This window comes from Bradyrhizobium sp. ORS 111 (genome assembly GCF_045571485.1).
Lineage (GTDB): Bacteria > Pseudomonadota > Alphaproteobacteria > Rhizobiales > Xanthobacteraceae > Bradyrhizobium.
The window spans coordinates 1,770,594-1,789,250 of record NZ_CP120701.1; the positions used below are offsets into that span (position 1 = coordinate 1,770,594).

Genomic DNA, 18,657 nt, shown 5'->3' on the forward strand with positions numbered 1-18,657 from the left:
AGCGTCGACGCTCCATCTTTCTTGACCGTACCTGCCACGCTCGCTACGTCTTCTCGGGCCGGCCACGACGCGTGGCGAGACCCGCGGGTGCCGGACGCGCCGTATGGCCGGGGGAAACGAATGAACAACAACAATGGAGCGTCGCCGAACGACGCTGCCGAGTTCGATTATGTGATCGTCGGAGCCGGCTCGGCCGGCTGCGTGCTCGCCAACCGACTGAGCGCCGACGGCAAGCATTCCGTACTGCTGCTCGAAGCCGGACCGAAAGATAGCAATATCTGGATCCACGTCCCGCTCGGTTACGGCAAGCTGTTCAAGGAAAAATCCGTCAACTGGATGTACCAGACCGAACCGGAGCCGGGGTTGAACGGTCGCCAGGTGTTCCAGCCGCGCGGCAAGGTGCTGGGCGGCTCCAGCTCGATCAACGGCCTGCTCTATGTGCGCGGCCAGCACGAGGACTACGACCGCTGGCGCCAGCGCGGCAATGCCGGCTGGGGTTATGACGACGTCCTGCCGTATTTCAAGCGGGCCGAAGATCAGCAGCGCGGATCCGACAAATATCACGGCAAGGGCGGGCCGCTGCCGGTGTCGGACTGGCGGCATCACGATCCGTTGTCGGAGGCCTTCGTTCTCGCCGCGGCCGAAGCCGGCATTCCCACCAATCCGGATTTCAACGGCGCCACCCAGGAGGGCGCCGGCTTTTTCCAGACCACGACGCGGCGCGGCCGGCGCGCCAGCACCGCGCGGTCCTATCTGCGTCCGGCGCTGGCGCGCGGCAATCTGCGCGTCGAGACCTCGGCGCTGGCGCAGCGCATCCTGTTCGAGGGTCGCCGCGCCGGCGGGGTGGCGTACAAGCAGAACGGACAGTTGCGGATAGCAAAGGCGCGCAAGGAAGTCCTGGTGTCGAGCGGGGCGTATAATTCGCCGCAATTGCTGCAGCTCTCCGGAGTTGGCCCCGCCGATCTGCTGAAGCAGCACGGCATCGATTTGGTGCTGGACTCGCCCGGTGTCGGCAACGACCTTCAGGATCATCTGCAAGTTCGCATCGTGACGCGATGTCTGCAGCGGGTGACGCTCAATGACGTCGTCAACCATCCGCTGCGGCGGATCTGGGCCGGTGCGCATTATGCCGCCTTGCGCCGCGGGCCGCTGACCATCGCGGCCGGCACTTCGGGCGCGTTCTTCAAGACCAGTCCGCGCCTGGCGACGCCGGATATCCAGATCCACTTCATCCCGTTCTCGACCGACAAGATGGGTGAGAATCTCCATCCATTTTCAGGCTTCAGCGCATCGGTCTGCCAGCTTCGGCCCGAGAGTCGCGGCACGCTGCGGATCAAGAGTGCCGACCCCAGCGTGCCGCCGGAGATCCGCATCAACTATCTCGCGACCGAGACCGATCGGCGCGCGTTCATCGACGGCATTCGCATCCTCCGCAAGATCCTGGCGGCGCCGGCGCTGAAGGATTATTGCGCGGAGGAGGTCTATCCGGGGTCGAAGGTCGTCAGCGATGAAGATCTGCTCGCGTTCTGCCGCAGCACCGGCAGCACGGTCTATCATCCGACGTCGACCTGCCGGATGGGCAATGACCCGCTCGCGGTCGTCGACCAGCGGCTCAAGGTGCACGGCATCGACGGCCTGCGCGTGGTCGATGCGTCGATCATGCCGGACTTGATGTCGGGCAACACCAATGCGCCGACGATCATGATCGCGGAAAAGGCCTCGGACATGATCCTGGAGGATGCGAGGTCGGCGATGTAGCCTGGATGGAGCGAAGCGAAATCCGGGTATTTCTGCGCGGCTGAAGGGTCCCCGGATTTCGCTGCGCTCCATCCGGGCTACACACTTCACCCTTTATACGCCCGCACCCGTTTGACCATCTGCTCGACATGGGCGATCGGCGTCTCCGGCAGGATGCCGTGGCCGAGATTGAAGATCAGCCGCCCGTTGCCGAAATTCTCGAGGACGTCGTCCACCGCGCGGTCGAGCGCTGCGCCGCCGGTGATCAGTGCCAGCGGATCGAGATTGCCCTGCACGGCGACGCGCGACTGCACGCGGTCGCGGATCATTGAGGGCTCGGCAGTCCAATCGATCGACACGGCATCGACGCCGGTTTGCTCGGCATAGGCCGGCAGCATGCCGCTGGCGCCGCGCGGAAAGCCGATGATCCGGGCGTTCGGGACCTGCCTGCGTACACCCGCGACGATGCGCCTGGCCGGCTCGATCGACCAGCGCGCGAACTCGCGCGGCGGCAGCACGCCGGCCCAGGTGTCGAAGATCTGCAAGCAGTCGGCGCCGGCTTTGAGCTGCCCGACCAGATACTGGATCGAGTTCTCCACCAGTACGTCGATGATCTCCGCGAACGCGTCCGGATGACGATAGGCCAGCATGCGCGCCGGCGCCTGGTCCGGCGTGCCCTGTCCGGCCACCATGTAGGTGGCGACCGTCCAGGGAGCGCCGCAAAAGCCGATCAGCGTGATCTCCGGTGCAAGCTGGCTGCGGACGCGGCGCAGCGTTTCATAGACCGGCTCGAGCATGCTGAAGTCCGCTTCCGTGGCGAGCGTCGCGATCTGCTCGGGTGTCGCCAGCGGGTCGAGCCGGGGACCTTCGCCGGCCTCGAAGCGTACCGAGCGGCCGAGCGCGTGAGGCATCACCAGGATGTCGGAAAAGATGATCGCGGCGTCGAAGCCGAACCGGCGGATCGGCTGTAGCGTCACTTCGGTCGCATAGTCCGGAGTGAAGCAGAGATCGAGAAAGCTGGCCGCTTTCGCGCGCAACGCACGGTATTCCGGCAGATAGCGGCCGGCTTGGCGCATCATCCAGAGCGGTGGCCTGTTCTGGCGGCGGCCCGACAAGACCTCGATAAGCGGTTTCGTCGCGGAATCCTGGGGCACGCGAAAGTTCCTGAGCACGAAAGAAAGTTGCAGCCCTGATACACGGTGCGCCGCTGTGGGCCAAGTCGGATCTGGAACCCGCATTCAAGCGGGTGCGTTGACTTGGGTAACGGAGGACCACATGGCCGATAAATTCAATCCTGCGGCGCATGACAAGCTCGCAGAGGATCCGCGCAAGGCGGAGGCGGCCGACCGCGAGGCACATATCCGGTTGCAGGCCGGCCTTGAGGACACCTTTCCGGCATCCGATCCGGTCAGCGCGACGCAGCCTGCGCCGTCGCGGCATGATAGCGACCGGGATGGCTAGATTGGAGAAGGCGCGGACAACGGCGCTCGCCTCCTGAGCCGCTGCCGTGGCAGCGCTCGCCGTTCTGGCGACACTGCCGACGTGATGCTGCGCGCCTGCCTACATCGGGGCCTCGTGTCTTGTCAGCGCCTAACCCGGCCTTGCTCGGGGCGCCGCGGACGTCCCCTAGTTGACCAGCACCGCACCATCGCAACGAATACCCATGACCCACAGATCGGCCTGGCCGATGCTCACGCCGAGCGTTGCGAGCAGGGATGCCAGCACCTGATCGACCGGAGAGGTCACGGCGTTCAGGATGCTGGCAACCGTCGCGCCAAGCCCCGGGATGGGCAGGGCGAGCGGGCCGACATTGACGTTCAGCGCCAGGTTGCCCAGCAGGCTCGACGTTAGCGACGAGGTGAAGTTGGTCGTCGTCACCGTCTTCATGTTCAACGACTGAATGTCGCTGTAGCTGAAGTTCACGCTCGTCGGCGTGGTGTTGCCCATATGGGCGTTGGCCCGGCCCGTGACCGTGACGCCGAGGACGGTGACCAGCGTTGCCGGGGGCGGGCTCGGCGTGGTGGTGAAGTTCGTCATATCAGCGGTGGTGACGCCGCCGATCCATGCATTGACGATTCCCGGCGCGGCGCCGAGCGTGACCTGCGAGGTGTTGATGTTCGGATAGCCGCAGGACACTGCGTTGAGCGTCGCAGTGCCCGAGGCGACCTCGACATAAACCGGCAGGTTGATGGCCGGGACGCTGCCGCTGCCGAGCACCTGGACCGTCGCCAGGAGCCTGGTCTGTGCCGTATGGACGCTCGCGCCCTGGCTGCCGAGTGCCACCCAGCTCGATCCGACCGGTCGCTCGCCGACGGTTGCGAGCACGGTGACTTTGGCAAGGCCGGGCAGGGTGAGGTCGATCCCCGTCGAGATCTGGTTCGTGCCGTTCGCGAGCTGCGCGACCGTGGACAACAGGTCGAAGAGCGAAACGGTGGCGCTGAGCTTCGGCTTCTGCCCCACCGTAAGGTTGGCGAAGGGCCCAAGGTCGATCAAAGAGCCGGTCGTGATCTTGGTCGTGAGGCTACTCACGGCCTGGGAAACCGTCGACAGCGCGGTCGTCGCGGAGTTCGCGCCGTTGGTGGCCTGTTGCGCCGCCAGCGCGGCAGCGATGATGTCAGGAAGCTTGATGTTGCTGCTCAGCAGCGTGTTGTAGGTGACGCCGGTCATATTGATCCGCGTCGCCAGTGCCGACAGGAAGTCCAGCGCGTCGATCTTCGCACTGAGCAGGGCATTATAGTCCATCACCGAGAGGGATAGCGTCGTGCCGAGCATGCTCCCGAGCATGGCGTTGATCACGCCGCCATTGAGCGAGAGCAGCCGTGAACCTATCGCGAAGGAGGCCATGGCGGTCGAACTCGCTGTAGCAGACGTGCGGATGCTGTAGCTGTTCGCGCCGGTCAGATAGCGTGCGAAATAGAGCGGCGTCTGCGTGTTCAGAGTGACTCGTGCGGCGTTGGCGGTGCCGACTGCAGGTGTCACGAACCGGGACTGCGGCGCGATCGCGCTATTTGCCGTGTAGGTGCCGAGCTGCACGCTGACGAGCGCGCTGGCTGGATAGTTATTCTGGGTCACGGTTGCGGTGGCGGCGTTGACCGCATTGTTGAGGTTGGCGGCGGCAGTGATCGCGGCAAGGTCCGCAGTGGACTGCGTCTTGCGCCGGTCCGCGAAGATTGTGCCGAGATCGACAGCCAGTCCCGCGCAGCCGACGACGAGGGTCATGAGAGCCGCGCTCATGATGGCAAAATTGCCTCGATGATCAGCGCGGAAGCGTCGCAGCAGGGTCGGGATTGCGACCATCTAGAATCCTCCGTACTGGATCGCGGCCGAGCGGATGATCGTTGCAGAAGGAGCAGGGACGAACGGCAGGCTGTAGATGAAATTGCCAGACGCGTTGTAGTTGACGGTCACGACGTAGACATTTGCGTTCGATGGCGATGGCGCAGCGCTGACGGTGAGATTGTTGGGGACCAGCAACGGATATGTTGAAGCATTGGCGGCGATGTATCTGGCCGCCAGGCTGCTGCGTTCGCTGTCGGTCATTCCGGCCACCGACGAGCGTGCTGCTTCGGCGGCGAGCTGCTGCACGCCGTGCACCATTGCGAGATACGAGCCGAACACGACGATGCCGAATATGAAGGCGAGAAATAGCGGCAACATCAGCGCAAATTCGACGGCTGATGCGCCACTTCGGCAGCGGAAAAACCTGGTCATGGACACCTCGACACGCAATACGGTTCCGCATCGTGGCGAGGCGTTGATTAAGGAAAACTATGAGAACACTTTCACGAATCGGTGCCAGCTATCGGCGCAAATAGCCGCACCGGCCTTTATGGGATGCTTTCTGCTTTATGAGGAAATCAAAAACTTTGATGCTTGATCCGGAGAAATGCGGGGGAGATCCGGTATGCCATCGCCCGTTCGGTCATTCGATACCATGGCGACGGGCGGCAATGCACGTAACGATGCATATGAGCGCACATTGCTGCAAATTGAAACGAATGCGATCTGCAACCAAATGTTAGCATAGCTCGATCACATAATGTGGAGATCGTTTTTTGCGTCCCGTGCTAGGATTGGAGGGCTCGCGATGCACAGACCACGTCAGTATTTGAATATTCCTACTGAGATTATTCGCACCGTTGTTGCCATTGCCGAAACCGGAAGCTTGTCGAAGGCTGGCGAGCGTCTTGGCCTCAGTCAGCCGGCGATAAGCTCGCAGGTGAAGCGCTTGCAGAATCTGGTCGGCGGTGCGCTTTTCGTCAGGACGGCGAACGGCACGACGACCACCGAACTCGGCAAAGTCGCCGTGCAACAGGCGAGGCGTATCCTCGAAGCGAACGATCAACTGTTGCGGCTGGGCGGCAACAACGAAGGTCCGCAACCGCTGCGGCTCGGGATCAGCACGCTACTCGCCGAAGAATTCCTCAAACTGCAGCCAGTCGACGCGCTCGCTGATATGCTGGTTCATGCCGACATGTCGTCGGCTATCATCAGAGGACTGATCGACGGCTACATCGATATTGCACTCGTCTATGGCAATCCGTTGCTTGAGGCGGAAGACGAAGTCACCATCGCCAATGAGGCCGAAGAGCGCTCGATGTGGGTGCGGTCGCGGGACTTCGTTCTGCGTCCGGGCGCGCCGATCCCGATCCTGGCCTGGCCGGGCGACGACTGGATGATCCGTACGCTCACCAAGCACAACATTTCGTACAAGATCGTCTTCAGGAGCCCGAACCATCAGTTGCGGCTCGAGGCTGCGCGGGCCGGATACGGCTTGACGGCGTGTTCGGAGCGAATGATCCCGCCGTTCCTCGTTTCGGCGAAGGATTACTATCTGCCGGAGCTGCCGCCTCACAAGCGCTTGCTCTGCGTGCGCCCGGGCCTCGAAGGCAGCCGTGCGACCGCCGTGGTGCAGCGGTTGTCGAGCCTGTTCTTCAGTGGCACGAAGTCGATACGCAAGGTGAGCAGCATGTAGCTCGGCCGCTGCCGCGGTGTCGAAGCGACACCGGTCAGTAGTGCGGCGGGCGCTCGTTGGCTGGGCCCGGCGTATGGCGCTCCGCTTCCTGCAGCCGGTCGCGCAGCTCGGAGATCTGGCGCGTCAGCGCGTCGATCTGCTTCCACTGTGCGGTAATGGTCTGGTTCAGCGTTTCGATCGTCTCATCCTGGTAGGTCAGCCGCACCTCCAGTGCATCGATCCGTTCGCCGAGTTTCGTGGCGTCATTCATGGGGCGTGCCTTCGGATCCGCGCTCGCGCAAGCCGTGACCAAGCGCGACACGTGCGTCGAACACGAAGCATTCGCCGCGCCAGCGGCTTTGCTGCTCCGGCATCGCCTCGAGATATTTCAGAATTCCCCCCTTGAGGTGATAGACCTCGGCAAAGCCGTGCGCGAGCAGATAGGCGCTCGCCTTCTCGCAGCGGATTCCGCCGGTGCAGAACATCGCGATCCTGCGGTGCTTGGCGGGATCGAGGTGACGTGCCGCAAAATCCTTGAACTGTCCAAAGCTCGCGATCTTGGGATTCACCGCGCCCTCGAAGGTGCCCATCGCGACCTCGAAGGCGTTGCGGGTGTCGAGGAGCAGCATGTCGGGGGAGGCGATCAGCGCGTTCCACTCGGCGGCATCGACATAGGTGCCGACGCGCCGCGTCGGGTCGACCGTGGTGTCGCCAAGCGTGACGATCTCCTTCTTCAGCCGCACTTTCAGCCGCTGGAACGGCATCTGCGCGGCGTCCGAAAATTTCAGCTCGAGATCGTCGAGGCGGCCACCGAACAACGGTCCGCGCTGCAGCTCTGCGACCAGCGCATCGATGCCCTCGGCGGCGCCCGCAATGGTCCCATTGATGCCCTCGTGCGCCAGCAGCACGCTGCCCTTGAGACCGAGGCCGGCGCAGAGTGCGCGCAGGGGCTCGCGCAGCACGCGGAAATCGGGCAGCGCAGCGAACTGGTAGAAGGCGGCGACCTTGAGGGGCATTGCGGGGGTTTATCAGGCTGGTCAGGCCAGTGAAACCCCGCAAAGCCATGCGTTATCGTGATCATTCCTCTGGCATGCCAGGCATTGCCCTGCCGGGGACGAATGTGTCATGTACTCCGCCTCCGCCGCGGCGGCATCAGAAGATCACGATCAAGCGAGCTCCCCGTTATGAGGAATTTCCATTTCGCCGGCCGATCCACGGTTCATGCCCAGAACGCGATGGTGGCGACCTCGCATCCGGAAGCGGCGCTCGCGGCCATCGAGGTCATGCGCGAGGGCGGCACGGCGGCAGATGCGGCGGTTGCCGCCTGTGCATTGCTCGGCGTCATCGAGCCGCAATCGACCGGTATCGGTGGCGATTGCTTCGCGCTGGTCCAGCCGAGGGGCGAGGGCAAGATCGTTGCCTATAACGGGTCCGGCCGCGCACCGATGGCGGCGAACGTCGACTGGTATCTCGAGCGCAAGATCCATTCGGTGCCGTTGACCTCGGCACATGCGGTCAGCATTCCCGGCGCGGTCGATGCCTGGGACGTGATCCTGCGGGATCACGGCAAGTTCGGCTTCGACCGGCTGCTGCAGCCGGCGATCAAGGCCGCCGAGGAGGGATATGTCGTCGCCCCGCGTATCGCCTTCGACTGGAAGAACGGCTTCGAGAAGCTGAAGAACGGCACCAATACCGAGCGCTACCTATTGCCGCACGGCAAGCCCGCGGTGGCCGGCGACGTGATCCGTCAGCCCGAACTCGGCAAGACGCTGCGCGCGATCGCGCAAAAGGGCCGCGATGCCTTCTATAGCGGCGAGATCGCCGCCGACATGGTCGACACGCTGCGCAGAATCGGCGGTCTGCATACGCTGGAGGATTTCGCCGCGCACGCGACCGAGACGACCTCGCCGATCGGCACGATGTACAAGGGTTACGACGTCTGGCAGTGTCCGCCGAATGGCCCGGGCATCACCATGCTGGTGATGCTGAACATCCTTTCGCGCTTCGACCTGACGAAATTCAAGCCGCTCAGCGTCGAACGCTTCCATCTCGAGGCGGAGGCCGCGCGCATCGCCTACATGATGCGCGAGCAGCATATCGCCGATCCCCAGCACGTGCATGTCGACGTCGCCGGCATTCTCTCCAGGGAGTTCGCCGACGAGCACATCAAGAACATCCGGATGGACCGGCTGCTCGATCTGCCCAACGTCGCGCCGCCGATGAATCCGTCGACCGTCTACATCACGGTGGTCGACAAGGACCGCAACGTGTGTTCGTTCATCAATTCGATCGCGCATTCCTTTGGTTCGGCGATCGTCTCCGACAAGACCGGCATCCTGCTGCAAAACCGTGCCGGCGGCTTCCGCATCCAGCCCGGCCATCCCAATTGCATCGCGCCAGGCAAGCGTCCGCTGCACACTATCATCCCGTCGCTTGCGACGAAGAACGGCCGCGCGGTGATGCCGTTCGGCGTGATGGGCGGGCAGTATCAGCCGGTCGGCCAGACCCATGTTTTGACCAACATCCTCGACTATGGCTGCGACGTTCAGGAGGCGATCGACATGCCGCGCGGCCTGCATTACGAGGGCGTCTATCAGCTCGAGGACAGCGTGCCGGCGGAGATCGTCGAGGGATTGAAGAAGATCGGCCACAAGACCACCAGCGTGGTGCCGCCGCTCGGCGGCGGCCAGGCGATCTGGATCGACTGGGACAAGGGCACGCTGACCGGCGGCTCGGACCCGCGCAAGGACGGTTGTGCGCTCGGCTACTGACCGGCCATCATCAATCAAGAGAAGGATATCTCGATGCGATCGTCGCGACGCACCATCATCAGGACTGCATTCGCTGCCGCCGCGGCGGCGATCTCCACGGCCGCTGCCATCACCACGGCAGCGGCCCAAACCGCAGGAAAGCCCATGACCACGTCCTCAGGCCTCCAGATCATCGACGCTAAGGTCGGCACCGGCGCCTCGCCGAAGCCCGGCCAGATCTGCGTCATGCACTACACCGGCTGGCTCTACGAGAACGGCCAGAAAGGCAAGAAATTCGACTCCTCGGTCGACCGCAACGAGCCGTTCGAGTTTCCGATCGGGCAGGGGCGCGTGATCAAGGGCTGGGACGAAGGTGTCGCCACCATGAAGGTGGGTGGCAAGCGCACGCTGATCATTCCGCCCAATCTCGGCTACGGCGCGCGCGGCGCCGGCGGCGTGATCCCGCCGAACGCGACGCTGATGTTCGACGTCGAACTGTTGGGCGTGAAATAGCCGGCACCCAAGGACAGGAGGCGCAGCGGTGAAGATCACCATCCTCGACGACTATTTCGACACGCTGCGCACCCTCGATTGCTTCCGCAAGCTCGACGGCTGCGACGTCAAGATCTGGAACGACCACGTCCAGGACGTCGATGCGCTCGCCGAGCGGCTCGGCGACACCGACGTGCTGGTCTTGATCCGTGAGCGCACGCAGATCCGCGCGCCTTTGCTGGAACGTCTGCCGAAGCTGAAGCTGATCAGCCAGCGCAGCGTGTATCCTCATATCGACATCGAGACCTGCACCCGGCTCGGCATTATCGTCTCATCGAGCCAGCATGCCGACACGCCGTCCTACGCCACCGCCGAGTTCACCTGGGGGCTGATTCTCGCCGCCATGCGCGCGATCCCGCAGCAGATGGCCGCGCTGAAGGCAGGCAAATGGCAGATCGGCGTCGGCCACACCCTGCGCGGCAAGACGCTCGGCATCTATGGCTACGGCCGCATCGGCGCGGTGGTGGCGGGCTATGGCAAGGCTTTCGGCATGAACGTGCTGGTCTGGGCGCGCGAGGCGGCGCTGGCGAAGGCGCGTGCCGACGGCTACGAGGCGGCCGCCAGCAAGGCGGACTTCTTTGCGCGCTGCGACGTGCTGTCGCTGCACATGCGGCTGGTCGACGCCACCCGCGGCATCGTCAAGGCGGAGGACCTGGCGCGCATGAAGCCGACGGCGCTGATCGTCAACACCAGCCGCGCGCCGCTGATCGAGCCGGGCGCGCTGGTCAACGCGCTGCGCGCAGGCCGGCCCGGCATGGCCGCGGTCGACGTCTACGAGAAGGAGCCGCTGCGCGACACCTCCGATCCGCTGCTGAACATGGACAACGTGGTCTGCACGCCGCATCTCGGCTATGTCTCGCGCGACGAGTACGAAATCCAGTTCACCGATATCTTCGATCAGATCACGGCCTATGCCGCCGGAACACCGACCAACGTGGTCAATCCGGATGTGCTCGCAAAGGCGCGCCCGAGACCCTGACCGCGGCGCCTGCATCACCGTTGGGTCGGTCTTTTCGTTGTCGGCTGCAGAATGCATCGCGCCAATGCGCCGCGACATGGGAATGGTCCGATTTTCCGCTCGCGTGCAGGAGTGCTTTTCGCTAGCGTTTCCACACGAAACCCAACTTTCGAAAGCAAGAACGATGAGCGGTTCCCACGATCACACCCATTCCCACGACCACCATCATCACGACGATGAGCGCTGGAAGCACGATGGCGTGCGCGTGATCCCTGGCAATCAGCTTGATCCGAACGTGCCGTCAACCGCTGGCATGGACCGCAAGGCCGCGATCAATTTCGCCCGCGTCGGTGCGCAGAAGCTGTGGGCGGGCACCGTCAGCATCAAGCCGGACGCCAAGACCGGCGCGCATCATCACGGCCACCTCGAAAGCATCATCTATGTCGTGAAGGGCAAGGCGCGGATGCGCTGGGGCGAGAAGCTGCAATTCACCGCGGAAGCCGGTCCCGGTGACTTCATCTTCGTTCCGCCCTACGTGCCGCACCAGGAAATCAATGCCAGCCGCGACGAGGTGCTGGAATGCGTGCTGGTGCGTTCCGACGGCGAGGCGGTCGCGATCAATCTCGACATCGAGCCGGTCGAGAAGCCGGAGACGGTGCTATGGGTCGATCCGGTGCACCGGCACCCTGACGAAAGGAAGTAATGGCGCGGCCTGGGCCGCGACTGAATTATAACGGCCAGGGAGGCCAGCATGACGTTCGTCCGCTACGAGAGCGCCGACCACGTCGCGACCATCACGATGAACCGTCCCTCATCGCACAACGCGCTCAACAACGCGTTGTGCGACGAACTGCGCGAGACATGGCGTCGCTTCCGCGACAGCGATGATCGCGTTGCGGTGCTGGCATCGGCCGAGGAGAAATACTTCTGCGTCGGTGCTGATGTCAGGGACTTTCCCGCCAACATGTGGCAGGCCGTGCCCGGCCTCGGCGTCGAGCTCGACAAGCCGGTGATCGCGGCAACGTCCGGCTGGGTCGTCGGTGGCGGCTTTGTGCTGGTCCAGATGGCGGACATCTGCGTCGCCTCGGAGACGACCCGGTTCGTCTATCCGGAGGCGAAGATCGGCACCACCGGCGGCGGCGTCTCCTCGGTGCTGGCGCGGATGCCGCACAAGATCGCGATGGAATTCCTGCTGATCGGCGAGGAGCTCTCGGTCGAGCGCGCCTATCAGATCGGCTTTGTCAACCGGATCGCCCCGCAGGGGCAGCACGTCGCGGTGGCGCAGGAGATGGCGGCCAAGATCGCAGGCAATGCGCCGCTGGTCGTGCAGACGCTGAAGAAGCTCGCCCGCGATGCCATGCCCAAGGGGCCGCTGGAGACAGTCGCCGAGGTGCGCAGGCTGCTCGACGCGATCAAGGACAGCGAAGACCTGAAGGAAGGCGCCAAGGCGTTCAGCGAGAAGCGCAAGCCGAACTTCAGGGGGAGATAGGATTCCGTCCTCCCGTCATTGCGACCCAACGGGTCGCGCGAACGCGCCCGACCGGTGTCATCACCCGCGCATGCGGGTGATCCAGTATTCCAGAGAAGCTGGTGGTTGAACCGAGAGGCCGCGGCGTACTGGATGGCCCGCCGGAGCCTGTCATCGGGCGCGCGTTCGCGCGACCCGGTGGCGGGCCATGACGACAGAGAGAGAACGGGCGTCCGCATTCTCGCGACATGATTTGTCCGAGCTTTGCATCTCGTTCCGCCCTCTAGGAAGAAAGTGGTGAGTGCCAGGTCAAGTTCGGTCCAGTGCACCCACCCACTTTCGTTCAACGCGGCTCGACGACTTCACGCCGGTCCGAACTCGCAAATGACGGGGTTAGGGCCTCAAGCAAACACGCTGTGATCGATCGGGCCGTTTGGCACCACGTAGCCGTAGCGCCGGTTGGACGGCTCGGGGCCGGTCTTTTCGTATGTCGCCTTCATCATGGCGAAGCGATCGCCGCCCAGCTCCAGCATCGCGCGCTTCGGCTGGATGCCGTAGAGCCGCGCATTGTTGTCGCCGAAGATCGCTGATTTCACCGGACCGTCGGCGGGGCCGAGCGGTGCATAGCCGAACTTCTTCTGCATCATTTCGGGGATTTCCAGCCGCCGCAAACCCTCGATCTGCCATTGCGGCGCGCCGGTCCAGAGCGCGTCGGTGCCCCAGCAGACGTGATCGACGCCAAGGCCCTTGATTAGCGTGCCCATCAGTGCGGCGCAGACATTCGGCTCGGCGACCAGCGTGGTCGCGAACAACTGGCCAACATCGCCATAGACATTGCTGACGCCGTATTGCTCGGGAATGTCGGCGAGGTCGCTGGTCCAGGCGATGCGGCCGGTACGTTCGAATTCGGCGAGTGCCACCCTGGGATCGCCGCCGACATGGCGATAGGCGGAGTGATAGATCACGAAGTTGAGCTGCGGCCAGTCCTTGGCCGCCTGGCCGACATCTGCGACGTCGGCGAAGCCGCGCAGGTTCGGATACTGCTTCTCGATCCCCGGCGGGAACAGGCCCTTGTGGATGCAGACATTCTTGATGCCCGCCTTCACCATCTTCTCGTAGCCTTTGTAGGCGACTTTCTCGTCGTCCATCCGCCAGGGGTAGCGGCTGATGTCCTTGTGGGTGTTGTCGCCGATCGTGTAGCCCTTGCAGGACTCCGGTTTGAGCGCCAGCGCGGCGTCGAGCTTGTCGAGCCAGCCGGGTTGTCCGGGCGTGAAGATCGCGTGACAGAATACCCGCCGCGTGCCGGCCTCGTCGTTGATCTTCTTGCGGGCGTCCGCCATCTGCTCATTGGTCAGGAACCAGTCCTGCTCGATGTCTGACGGCGCCGACGAGATCAGCGCGATCTTGGTGTCGGAATCGAGAAACATCTCCTTTTTGTAGTTGTTGAACTTCAGATCATCGATGGTCTGCTCGTGATCGCTGAGCTCCTTATTCCAGCCGGCCTTGCCGACGGCCTTGCGCATTTCGAGGAAACCCGTGATCCGGGTGTCGTCGCGCAGGAAATGCGTGTGCATGTCCATGATGAACTGGTTCTTCAGCCCGTTGGCGCGCTGGTCGGCCATCGCTGGCGTTGCGGCCTCAGCCGGCGTTACGTCGAACAGCGAGCCATAGACCTGGTTCATTGCAACGAAGGAGGCCGCCATGCCCGCCGCGGTCTGGAAGAACTTGCGGCGGTCGAGGCCCTGCTTGCTGCCGAGATCATCGGCCATCGCGAGCAGCCGCGCCTCGACCTCGCGCTGCCGCTCATTCTGTGGGTCGGGATAGAACTCGTCGCTGGAGACGATCTGGGTCGGGATCGGCGTCTGGTACTGACACAGTTCGGAGGGCATCAGGGCGGCAAGTTCTTCGTCGGTCAGATTGCTGCTCATAGTTCGCTCCCGCTTCGCGCCGGATGTTTCCGGTCGGACCGCTGCGAAGACTAGGCTCAACTCCATCCGTCGTCCGCGCCGAACTCCGGCGGTTGCATTCACAAAATCGTGCAGCGAATTTGCCGTTGTGAGATGCCGGCGCCGGGCGTTTGCTCGCGGCGTTGCGTGTGGGCTGCTATGCTCGATCGCACCTGCTCCGACGAAGAAATCCAGCAACGGAGGCGAGCCATGACGCATTCAGGCCGATCACGCCGCGCGGTCATCAAGGGCATCGGCGTCGCAACGGCAGCAGTGCTCGGCGGAGCGCCGGCGCAGGCCGCCACGGCGGTTCCCATCGAAGGCGAGATCTGGAGCAGCGAATACTGGGCCAAGAAAGGCGATATCCCCTTGTGGATGTTCCGCAAGCGGATCGGCGCGCCGAAGCCGGGCGAGGCCGCCCGGCCGGTGGTGTTCTTCGTCCACGGCTCATCGGTGACGTCGCGGGTGTTCGACCTCACGGTCCCGGGCAAGGGCGAGTATTCGTTGCTCAACACATTCGCGGGTTATGGCTTCGATTGCTGGACCATGGATCATGAGAACTACGGCAAGTCGGGCCGCACCTCCGGCAATGCCGATATCGCCAGCGGGGTCGAGGATCTGAAGGCCGCGGCGGAGGTGATCGCCCGTGAAACCGGCCAGACGAGATATCACTTCGTCGGCGAATCCTCCGGCGCGCTCCGTGCCGGCGCCTACGCGATGGCGGCGCCCGAGCGCATCGACCGGCTGGTGTTCGCCGCCTTCACCTATAAGGGCGAGGGCTCGCCGACGCTGGCGAAGCGTGCCGAGCAGCTCGCTTATTATCGCACGCACAATATGCGCAAGCGCGACCGCGACATGATCCGCTCGATCGCAACCCGCGACAAGCCAGGCACCTCGGACCCCGCGGTGATCGAGGCGCTGGCCGATGTCGAAATGCAGTTCGGCGACCAGATCCCGACCGGCACCTATCTCGACATGACCGCCAACCTGCCGGTGGTGCATCCGGAGAAGGTGCTCGCGCCGGTGCTGCTGGTCCGCGGTGAGTATGACGGCATCGCGGCGGTGCCTGATCTCGAGGAGTTCTTCAACAAGCTGCCGAACGGCGACCGGCAGTTCATCATTCTGCCCGGCACGGCGCATTCGGTCGCGCTTGCGATCAACCGGGAGCTGTTCTGGCACGTGACGCGGGGCTTCCTGACCATGCCGACGCCGATCGCCACCTGACGCCGGCCAGCGACGGGACGCCGCAAGAAAAAGTCGCCGGGCGATGTCGGGAGCCTGTCGCCGGCTTCGTCCTTGGGGCACAGTTTCGCCCAAAGGAGTGCCTCATGGCCAAAATGATCTTCGTCAATCTGCCGGTCAGCAATCTCGCCCGTTCCACCGCCTTCTACGAGGCGATCGGTGCGACCCGGAATCCGCAATTCTCCGACGACACCGCCTCCTGCATGGTGATCTCGGAGACTATCTACGTCATGCTGTTGACGCACGACAAGTTCCGGCAGTTCACGCCGAAGACGATCGCCGACGCCAGGGCCACCAGCGAAGTGCTGATCTGCCTCTCCGCCGATGGCCGCGATGCGGTCGACGACACCGTGACCAAGGCCAAGGCGGCCGGGGGCTCCGCCGACCCGGGCCCGAAGCAGGACTACGGCTTCATGTACGGCCGCAGCTTCGAGGATCCGGACGGTCACATCTGGGAAGTGATGTGGATGGACGTCGAAGCCGCGACCAAGGCGCAGTCCGCCGCGGCCACGGCCTGATCGGATTCGCCGGCGTAAGGAGTCCATCCATGTCAAAAGTGTCCCCCTGCCTGTGGTTCAACGGCGAGGCCGAGGAGGCTGCGAAGTTCTACGTGTCGCTGCTGCCCGACTCCCGGATCGAGACGATCCAGAAGAATGTTATCGACAGCCCCGGCGGAAAGGCCGGCACCGTGCTGGTGGTCGAATTCACGCTAGCCGGTCAGCGCTTCATGGCGCTGAACGGCGGCATGAAGATGGAATACACCCACGCGGTCTCGTTCCGGATCGACTGCGTCGATCAGGCCGAGGTCGATCGCCTCTGGGACGCGCTGCTTGCCAATGGTGGCACGGCCGAGCAATGCGGCTGGCTGCGCGACCGCTATGGCGTGGCTTGGCAGATCGTGCCGACGGTCGTCGGCCAATACTTTGGCGGGCCCGACGCCGCCGCTGCCGCGCGCGTGATGCAGGCCGTGCTCGGCATGATCAAGCTCGACGTCGAAGGCTTGCGCCGCGCCTATGAGGGGAAGAAGGCGGCGTAATTTCGCGCATGTGTGGAAAATGCGTAGGGGTGGGCAAAGGCGCACGTGCGCCGTGCCCACCTTCAACCGCTCCACTCGTGGCGGTGGGCACGCTTTGCTTTGCCCACCCTACGAATTCTCACCGGATCAATAGTTGATCCTTAAGCCTACGCCGCCGTGGACGGTGTTGCCGACCGGCTGCGGGCCGGCGGTGCCGTTGAGGAAGAGGTCGGCGACCCAGCCGTTGGTGATGCGGAAGCCGAGCCGGCCGCCATATTCGAACCAGCCTTGATTGCCCATCGTGGGCACGATGGTGCCGTCGCCGGTGACGGTGGCGACGATGCCGGAATGGCTGGCAAAGGATTGCACGTAGCCGCCATTGACGTTGGCTTCGACGCTTGATCCGAACAGGTGCGTCCACTGGCCGCCGACCTTGACCAGGTTGGTGCGATCGGTGCCGTCGGCGATCGAGGCGCCGAACGGATTGAACGCCACGAGAGGGTCATTGTAGCCCTTGACCCGCTGCCACAACTGCCAGACCTCGATCGAGGCTGCGACCTCGTCGCGCGGCGACATCCGGCTGATCCAGCCCGCGCGTCCATAGACGCCATAATTCTCGCTCGACGTCTCGCCTGTGACCGACACCGCGCCGAGACTCGTCGTATAGCTGCGGGTGTAGCGCACTTTCTCGAACGGCGAGAGGATGGCGCCGATATCGAAGAACGGGCGGGAGGAGCCCCAGTCGACGAAGTCGTAGCGCAGCGCGAAGGCGCCGATCGGCGCGCTGGTGACGTTGTAGCCGCCTTCGCCATATTGCGTGTAGGCGATGCCGGCGAGCAGCGACAGATTGGGCGTGATGGTCTTGCGGCCGTGGATGCCGGCCGAGAACGAGCCGGCCGAGCCGAAGGCGCTGACACAGTCGTTGCAATTGACCTGCTCATTGACGCCGAGCAGCACCGAACCGAGCACGCGGTTGGTGATCATCTGGTTGAAGCGCTGGTCGGCGAGACCGGTGATCGAGTTGCCGCTGGACGGCGCACCGGTGACCGGGGGCGGTGACGGCGATGGGCTCGGTGTCGGGGTCGGAGTGACCGTCGGGGTCGGCGTGGGAGTAGGCGTCGGCGTGGGCGTGGGGGTGGAGGTATATGACGGGGTCGGCGTCGGTGTCGGGGTTGGGGTATAGGTCGGCGTGGGCGTTGGTGTCGGCGACTGGGCCCGCGCCGGCGCCGCCAGCGCCTGCATGATCGCAAGCGACAGCAGTACGGTCAGTGCGGCGGCCGGAATCCGGTTGCGCATGCCCCGTGCCATGGTCATCGCCCGCACAATATGCCGGCGGGATCGTCGACCGACGGCGACACCGGCGTTGCATCCGCGTATTGCGTGACCGAACAGAGGCCTGCCGACGTGCTGCAAATCGCGGCAAAGGTCCAGGGCGCATTGTTGGTCTTCTGGATCGTGGTGCGGCCGCCGGTCGAGGTGATGATCGCAGTATCGCCCGGCTGAGTCAGATCGAGGCACTGCTGGCTCGTGCTGCAAACGGTCGATGCGCCTTCCTGCAGCACCACCGTGGTCCGGCCGCGCTGCGACAGGATGTCGAGCACGGTACCGCGGACCCCGATGGTCGCAAGCGGCGTGGTGATCCTGTAGGCTGCCTTGTCCGAATGCCCGGTGACGAAGCGGAATGCGCCCGATGTCAGGCGGATCGCGACATCGCGATAATGATGCTCGTCGTCGAACACGGTGCGGTCGAGCTTGATCGTCGCGCTCGGCCCGAGCGAGAGATTGGTGCTGTCGGCCATCACCAGGCGTGTGGCACTGTTGAGACCGGTGCGAACGACCTCATCGCGGAGCAGGGCGTCGCCGACACTGATCTGCGTCGTCGATGATGCGGCGACGCGAACGACCTCGTTCTTGACGACGGCGGCTTCGCCCACGCGCGTCTGCGCCTGAACGGGACGTGCCGTCAGCGCGGCTGCAAATCCGAGTGCAAGGATTGGGAAAAAACCGTGGCGCCAATGCATTTCAAAACCAATCG

At 64.1% G+C, this 18,657-nt stretch carries 20 protein-coding genes; 12 read left to right on the forward strand and 8 right to left on the reverse strand.

The features are described 5' to 3' along the window. The first annotated feature begins 120 nt into the window (after positions 1–120). Positions 121–1,758: a GMC family oxidoreductase gene (locus P6U30_RS08210; protein WP_407168908.1), complete on the forward strand. Its 1,638-nt coding sequence runs from the start codon at positions 121–123 to the stop codon at positions 1,756–1,758. Between the two features lie 86 nt (positions 1,759–1,844). On the opposite strand, the gene hemE is transcribed toward P6U30_RS08210, so the two are convergent. Continuing rightward, on the reverse strand, positions 1,845–2,891 hold the full coding sequence (hemE, locus tag P6U30_RS08215; protein ID WP_407168909.1) for a uroporphyrinogen decarboxylase: 1,047 nt from the start codon (positions 2,889–2,891) through the stop codon (positions 1,845–1,847). A gap of 121 nt (positions 2,892–3,012) precedes the next feature. Here hemE and P6U30_RS08220 point away from each other — a divergent pair, with 121 nt between their 5' ends. Then, entirely contained in the window at positions 3,013–3,198 is a 186-nt protein-coding gene (locus tag P6U30_RS08220; RefSeq protein WP_407150862.1) for a hypothetical protein, read from the forward strand. 165 nt (positions 3,199–3,363) lie between these two features. Here P6U30_RS08220 and P6U30_RS08225 read toward each other — a convergent pair whose 3' ends face one another. Together P6U30_RS08225 and P6U30_RS08230 are read right to left on the reverse strand one after the other, a co-directional pair. Then, a complete protein-coding gene (locus tag P6U30_RS08225; RefSeq protein ID WP_407168910.1) occupies positions 3,364–4,956 on the reverse strand; it encodes a pilus assembly protein TadG-related protein in 1,593 nt (530 codons plus the stop codon). Between the two features lie 78 nt (positions 4,957–5,034). Continuing rightward, entirely contained in the window at positions 5,035–5,448 is a 414-nt protein-coding gene (locus P6U30_RS08230; RefSeq protein WP_407168911.1) for a TadE/TadG family type IV pilus assembly protein, read from the reverse strand. On the opposite strand from P6U30_RS08230, the gene P6U30_RS08235 reads away from it, so the two are divergent. Together P6U30_RS08235 and P6U30_RS08240 are read left to right on the forward strand one after the other, a co-directional pair. Further along, positions 5,447–5,614 (forward strand): hypothetical protein, encoded by a 168-nt coding sequence (locus P6U30_RS08235; RefSeq protein WP_407168912.1) that lies wholly within the window; start codon positions 5,447–5,449, stop codon positions 5,612–5,614. The genes P6U30_RS08230 and P6U30_RS08235 overlap by 2 nt on opposite strands. Positions 5,615–5,824: 210 nt before the next feature. Beyond that, a complete protein-coding gene (locus P6U30_RS08240; protein WP_407168913.1) occupies positions 5,825–6,712 on the forward strand; it encodes a LysR family transcriptional regulator in 888 nt (295 codons plus the stop codon). 34 nt (positions 6,713–6,746) lie between these two features. On the opposite strand, the gene P6U30_RS08245 is transcribed toward P6U30_RS08240, so the two are convergent. Both P6U30_RS08245 and P6U30_RS08250 read right to left on the reverse strand, forming a co-directional pair. Next, positions 6,747–6,962, reverse strand: coding sequence for a SlyX family protein (locus P6U30_RS08245; RefSeq protein WP_407168914.1), 216 nt, complete (start codon positions 6,960–6,962; stop codon positions 6,747–6,749). After that, entirely contained in the window at positions 6,955–7,707 is a 753-nt protein-coding gene (locus tag P6U30_RS08250) for a rhodanese-related sulfurtransferase (protein ID WP_407168915.1), read from the reverse strand. The genes P6U30_RS08245 and P6U30_RS08250 overlap by 8 nt, the downstream gene beginning before the upstream one ends. A 168-nt stretch (positions 7,708–7,875) precedes the next feature. On the opposite strand from P6U30_RS08250, the gene ggt reads away from it, so the two are divergent. The 5 genes from ggt (at position 7,876) to P6U30_RS08275 (ending at position 12,440) form a co-directional block, all read left to right on the forward strand. Beyond that, complete coding sequence (ggt, locus tag P6U30_RS08255; protein WP_407168916.1) at positions 7,876–9,462, forward strand: gamma-glutamyltransferase; 1,587 nt, start codon at positions 7,876–7,878, stop codon at positions 9,460–9,462. 33 nt (positions 9,463–9,495) lie between these two features. Then, on the forward strand, positions 9,496–9,954 hold the full coding sequence (locus P6U30_RS08260; RefSeq protein WP_407168917.1) for an FKBP-type peptidyl-prolyl cis-trans isomerase: 459 nt from the start codon (positions 9,496–9,498) through the stop codon (positions 9,952–9,954). Between the two features lie 28 nt (positions 9,955–9,982). Next, positions 9,983–10,972, forward strand: coding sequence for a D-2-hydroxyacid dehydrogenase family protein (locus P6U30_RS08265; protein WP_407168918.1), 990 nt, complete (start codon positions 9,983–9,985; stop codon positions 10,970–10,972). A 163-nt stretch (positions 10,973–11,135) separates the two neighbouring features. Then, complete coding sequence (locus P6U30_RS08270) at positions 11,136–11,654, forward strand: cupin domain-containing protein (RefSeq protein WP_407168919.1); 519 nt, start codon at positions 11,136–11,138, stop codon at positions 11,652–11,654. A 48-nt stretch (positions 11,655–11,702) separates the two neighbouring features. Continuing rightward, a complete protein-coding gene (locus P6U30_RS08275; RefSeq protein WP_407168920.1) occupies positions 11,703–12,440 on the forward strand; it encodes an enoyl-CoA hydratase/isomerase family protein in 738 nt (245 codons plus the stop codon). A gap of 380 nt (positions 12,441–12,820) precedes the next feature. On the opposite strand, the gene P6U30_RS08280 is transcribed toward P6U30_RS08275, so the two are convergent. After that, positions 12,821–14,347, reverse strand: a complete 1,527-nt coding sequence (locus tag P6U30_RS08280; RefSeq protein WP_407168921.1) for an amidohydrolase family protein — start codon at positions 14,345–14,347, stop codon at positions 12,821–12,823. A 228-nt stretch (positions 14,348–14,575) separates the two neighbouring features. Here P6U30_RS08280 and P6U30_RS08285 point away from each other — a divergent pair, with 228 nt between their 5' ends. The 3 genes from P6U30_RS08285 to P6U30_RS08295 all read left to right on the forward strand — a co-directional run bounded on the left by P6U30_RS08285 (position 14,576) and on the right by P6U30_RS08295 (position 16,643). Then, complete coding sequence (locus tag P6U30_RS08285; protein WP_407168922.1) at positions 14,576–15,589, forward strand: alpha/beta hydrolase; 1,014 nt, start codon at positions 14,576–14,578, stop codon at positions 15,587–15,589. Positions 15,590–15,693: 104 nt separating this feature from the next. Continuing rightward, positions 15,694–16,125 carry a VOC family protein gene (locus P6U30_RS08290; protein ID WP_407168923.1) on the forward strand — a complete coding sequence of 144 codons (432 nt, stop codon included), beginning with the start codon at positions 15,694–15,696 and terminating at the stop codon, positions 16,123–16,125. A 29-nt stretch (positions 16,126–16,154) separates the two neighbouring features. Beyond that, the gene (locus P6U30_RS08295; RefSeq protein WP_407168924.1) at positions 16,155–16,643 is read left to right on the forward strand and encodes a VOC family protein; all 489 of its coding nucleotides are present in this window, start codon (positions 16,155–16,157) and stop codon (positions 16,641–16,643) included. A 126-nt stretch (positions 16,644–16,769) separates the two neighbouring features. On the opposite strand, the gene P6U30_RS08300 is transcribed toward P6U30_RS08295, so the two are convergent. Together P6U30_RS08300 and P6U30_RS08305 are read right to left on the reverse strand one after the other, a co-directional pair. Next, the gene (locus P6U30_RS08300) at positions 16,770–17,930 is read right to left on the reverse strand and encodes a hypothetical protein (RefSeq protein WP_407168925.1); all 1,161 of its coding nucleotides are present in this window, start codon (positions 17,928–17,930) and stop codon (positions 16,770–16,772) included. A gap of 2 nt (positions 17,931–17,932) precedes the next feature. Further along, positions 17,933–18,643: a FecR domain-containing protein gene (locus P6U30_RS08305; RefSeq protein ID WP_407168926.1), complete on the reverse strand. Its 711-nt coding sequence runs from the start codon at positions 18,641–18,643 to the stop codon at positions 17,933–17,935. Positions 18,644–18,657 lie beyond the last annotated feature (14 nt).

Bases quoted from the DNA above. Each gene is read 5' to 3' on its own strand.
- P6U30_RS08280 (WP_407168921.1), bottom strand. From the start codon at position 14,347: ATGAGCAGCAATCTGACCGACGAAGAACTTGCCGCCCTGATGCCCTCC.
- P6U30_RS08290 (WP_407168923.1), top strand. From the start codon at position 15,694: ATGGCCAAAATGATCTTCGTCAATCTGCCGGTCAGCAATCTCGCCCGT.
- P6U30_RS08275 (WP_407168920.1), top strand. From the start codon at position 11,703: ATGACGTTCGTCCGCTACGAGAGCGCCGACCACGTCGCGACCATCACG.
- P6U30_RS08260 (WP_407168917.1), top strand. From the start codon at position 9,496: ATGCGATCGTCGCGACGCACCATCATCAGGACTGCATTCGCTGCCGCC.
- P6U30_RS08230 (WP_407168911.1), bottom strand. From the start codon at position 5,448: ATGACCAGGTTTTTCCGCTGCCGAAGTGGCGCATCAGCCGTCGAATTT.
- P6U30_RS08285 (WP_407168922.1), top strand. From the start codon at position 14,576: ATGACGCATTCAGGCCGATCACGCCGCGCGGTCATCAAGGGCATCGGC.
- P6U30_RS08235 (WP_407168912.1), top strand. From the start codon at position 5,447: ATGGACACCTCGACACGCAATACGGTTCCGCATCGTGGCGAGGCGTTG.
- P6U30_RS08225 (WP_407168910.1), bottom strand. From the start codon at position 4,956: ATGACCCTCGTCGTCGGCTGCGCGGGACTGGCTGTCGATCTCGGCACA.
- P6U30_RS08295 (WP_407168924.1), top strand. From the start codon at position 16,155: ATGTCAAAAGTGTCCCCCTGCCTGTGGTTCAACGGCGAGGCCGAGGAG.
- ggt (WP_407168916.1), top strand. From the start codon at position 7,876: ATGAGGAATTTCCATTTCGCCGGCCGATCCACGGTTCATGCCCAGAAC.
- P6U30_RS08210 (WP_407168908.1), top strand. From the start codon at position 121: ATGAACAACAACAATGGAGCGTCGCCGAACGACGCTGCCGAGTTCGAT.
- P6U30_RS08240 (WP_407168913.1), top strand. From the start codon at position 5,825: ATGCACAGACCACGTCAGTATTTGAATATTCCTACTGAGATTATTCGC.
- P6U30_RS08305 (WP_407168926.1), bottom strand. From the start codon at position 18,643: ATGCATTGGCGCCACGGTTTTTTCCCAATCCTTGCACTCGGATTTGCA.
- P6U30_RS08270 (WP_407168919.1), top strand. From the start codon at position 11,136: ATGAGCGGTTCCCACGATCACACCCATTCCCACGACCACCATCATCAC.
- P6U30_RS08245 (WP_407168914.1), bottom strand. From the start codon at position 6,962: ATGAATGACGCCACGAAACTCGGCGAACGGATCGATGCACTGGAGGTG.
- P6U30_RS08250 (WP_407168915.1), bottom strand. From the start codon at position 7,707: ATGCCCCTCAAGGTCGCCGCCTTCTACCAGTTCGCTGCGCTGCCCGAT.
- P6U30_RS08300 (WP_407168925.1), bottom strand. From the start codon at position 17,930: ATGGCACGGGGCATGCGCAACCGGATTCCGGCCGCCGCACTGACCGTA.
- P6U30_RS08220 (WP_407150862.1), top strand. From the start codon at position 3,013: ATGGCCGATAAATTCAATCCTGCGGCGCATGACAAGCTCGCAGAGGAT.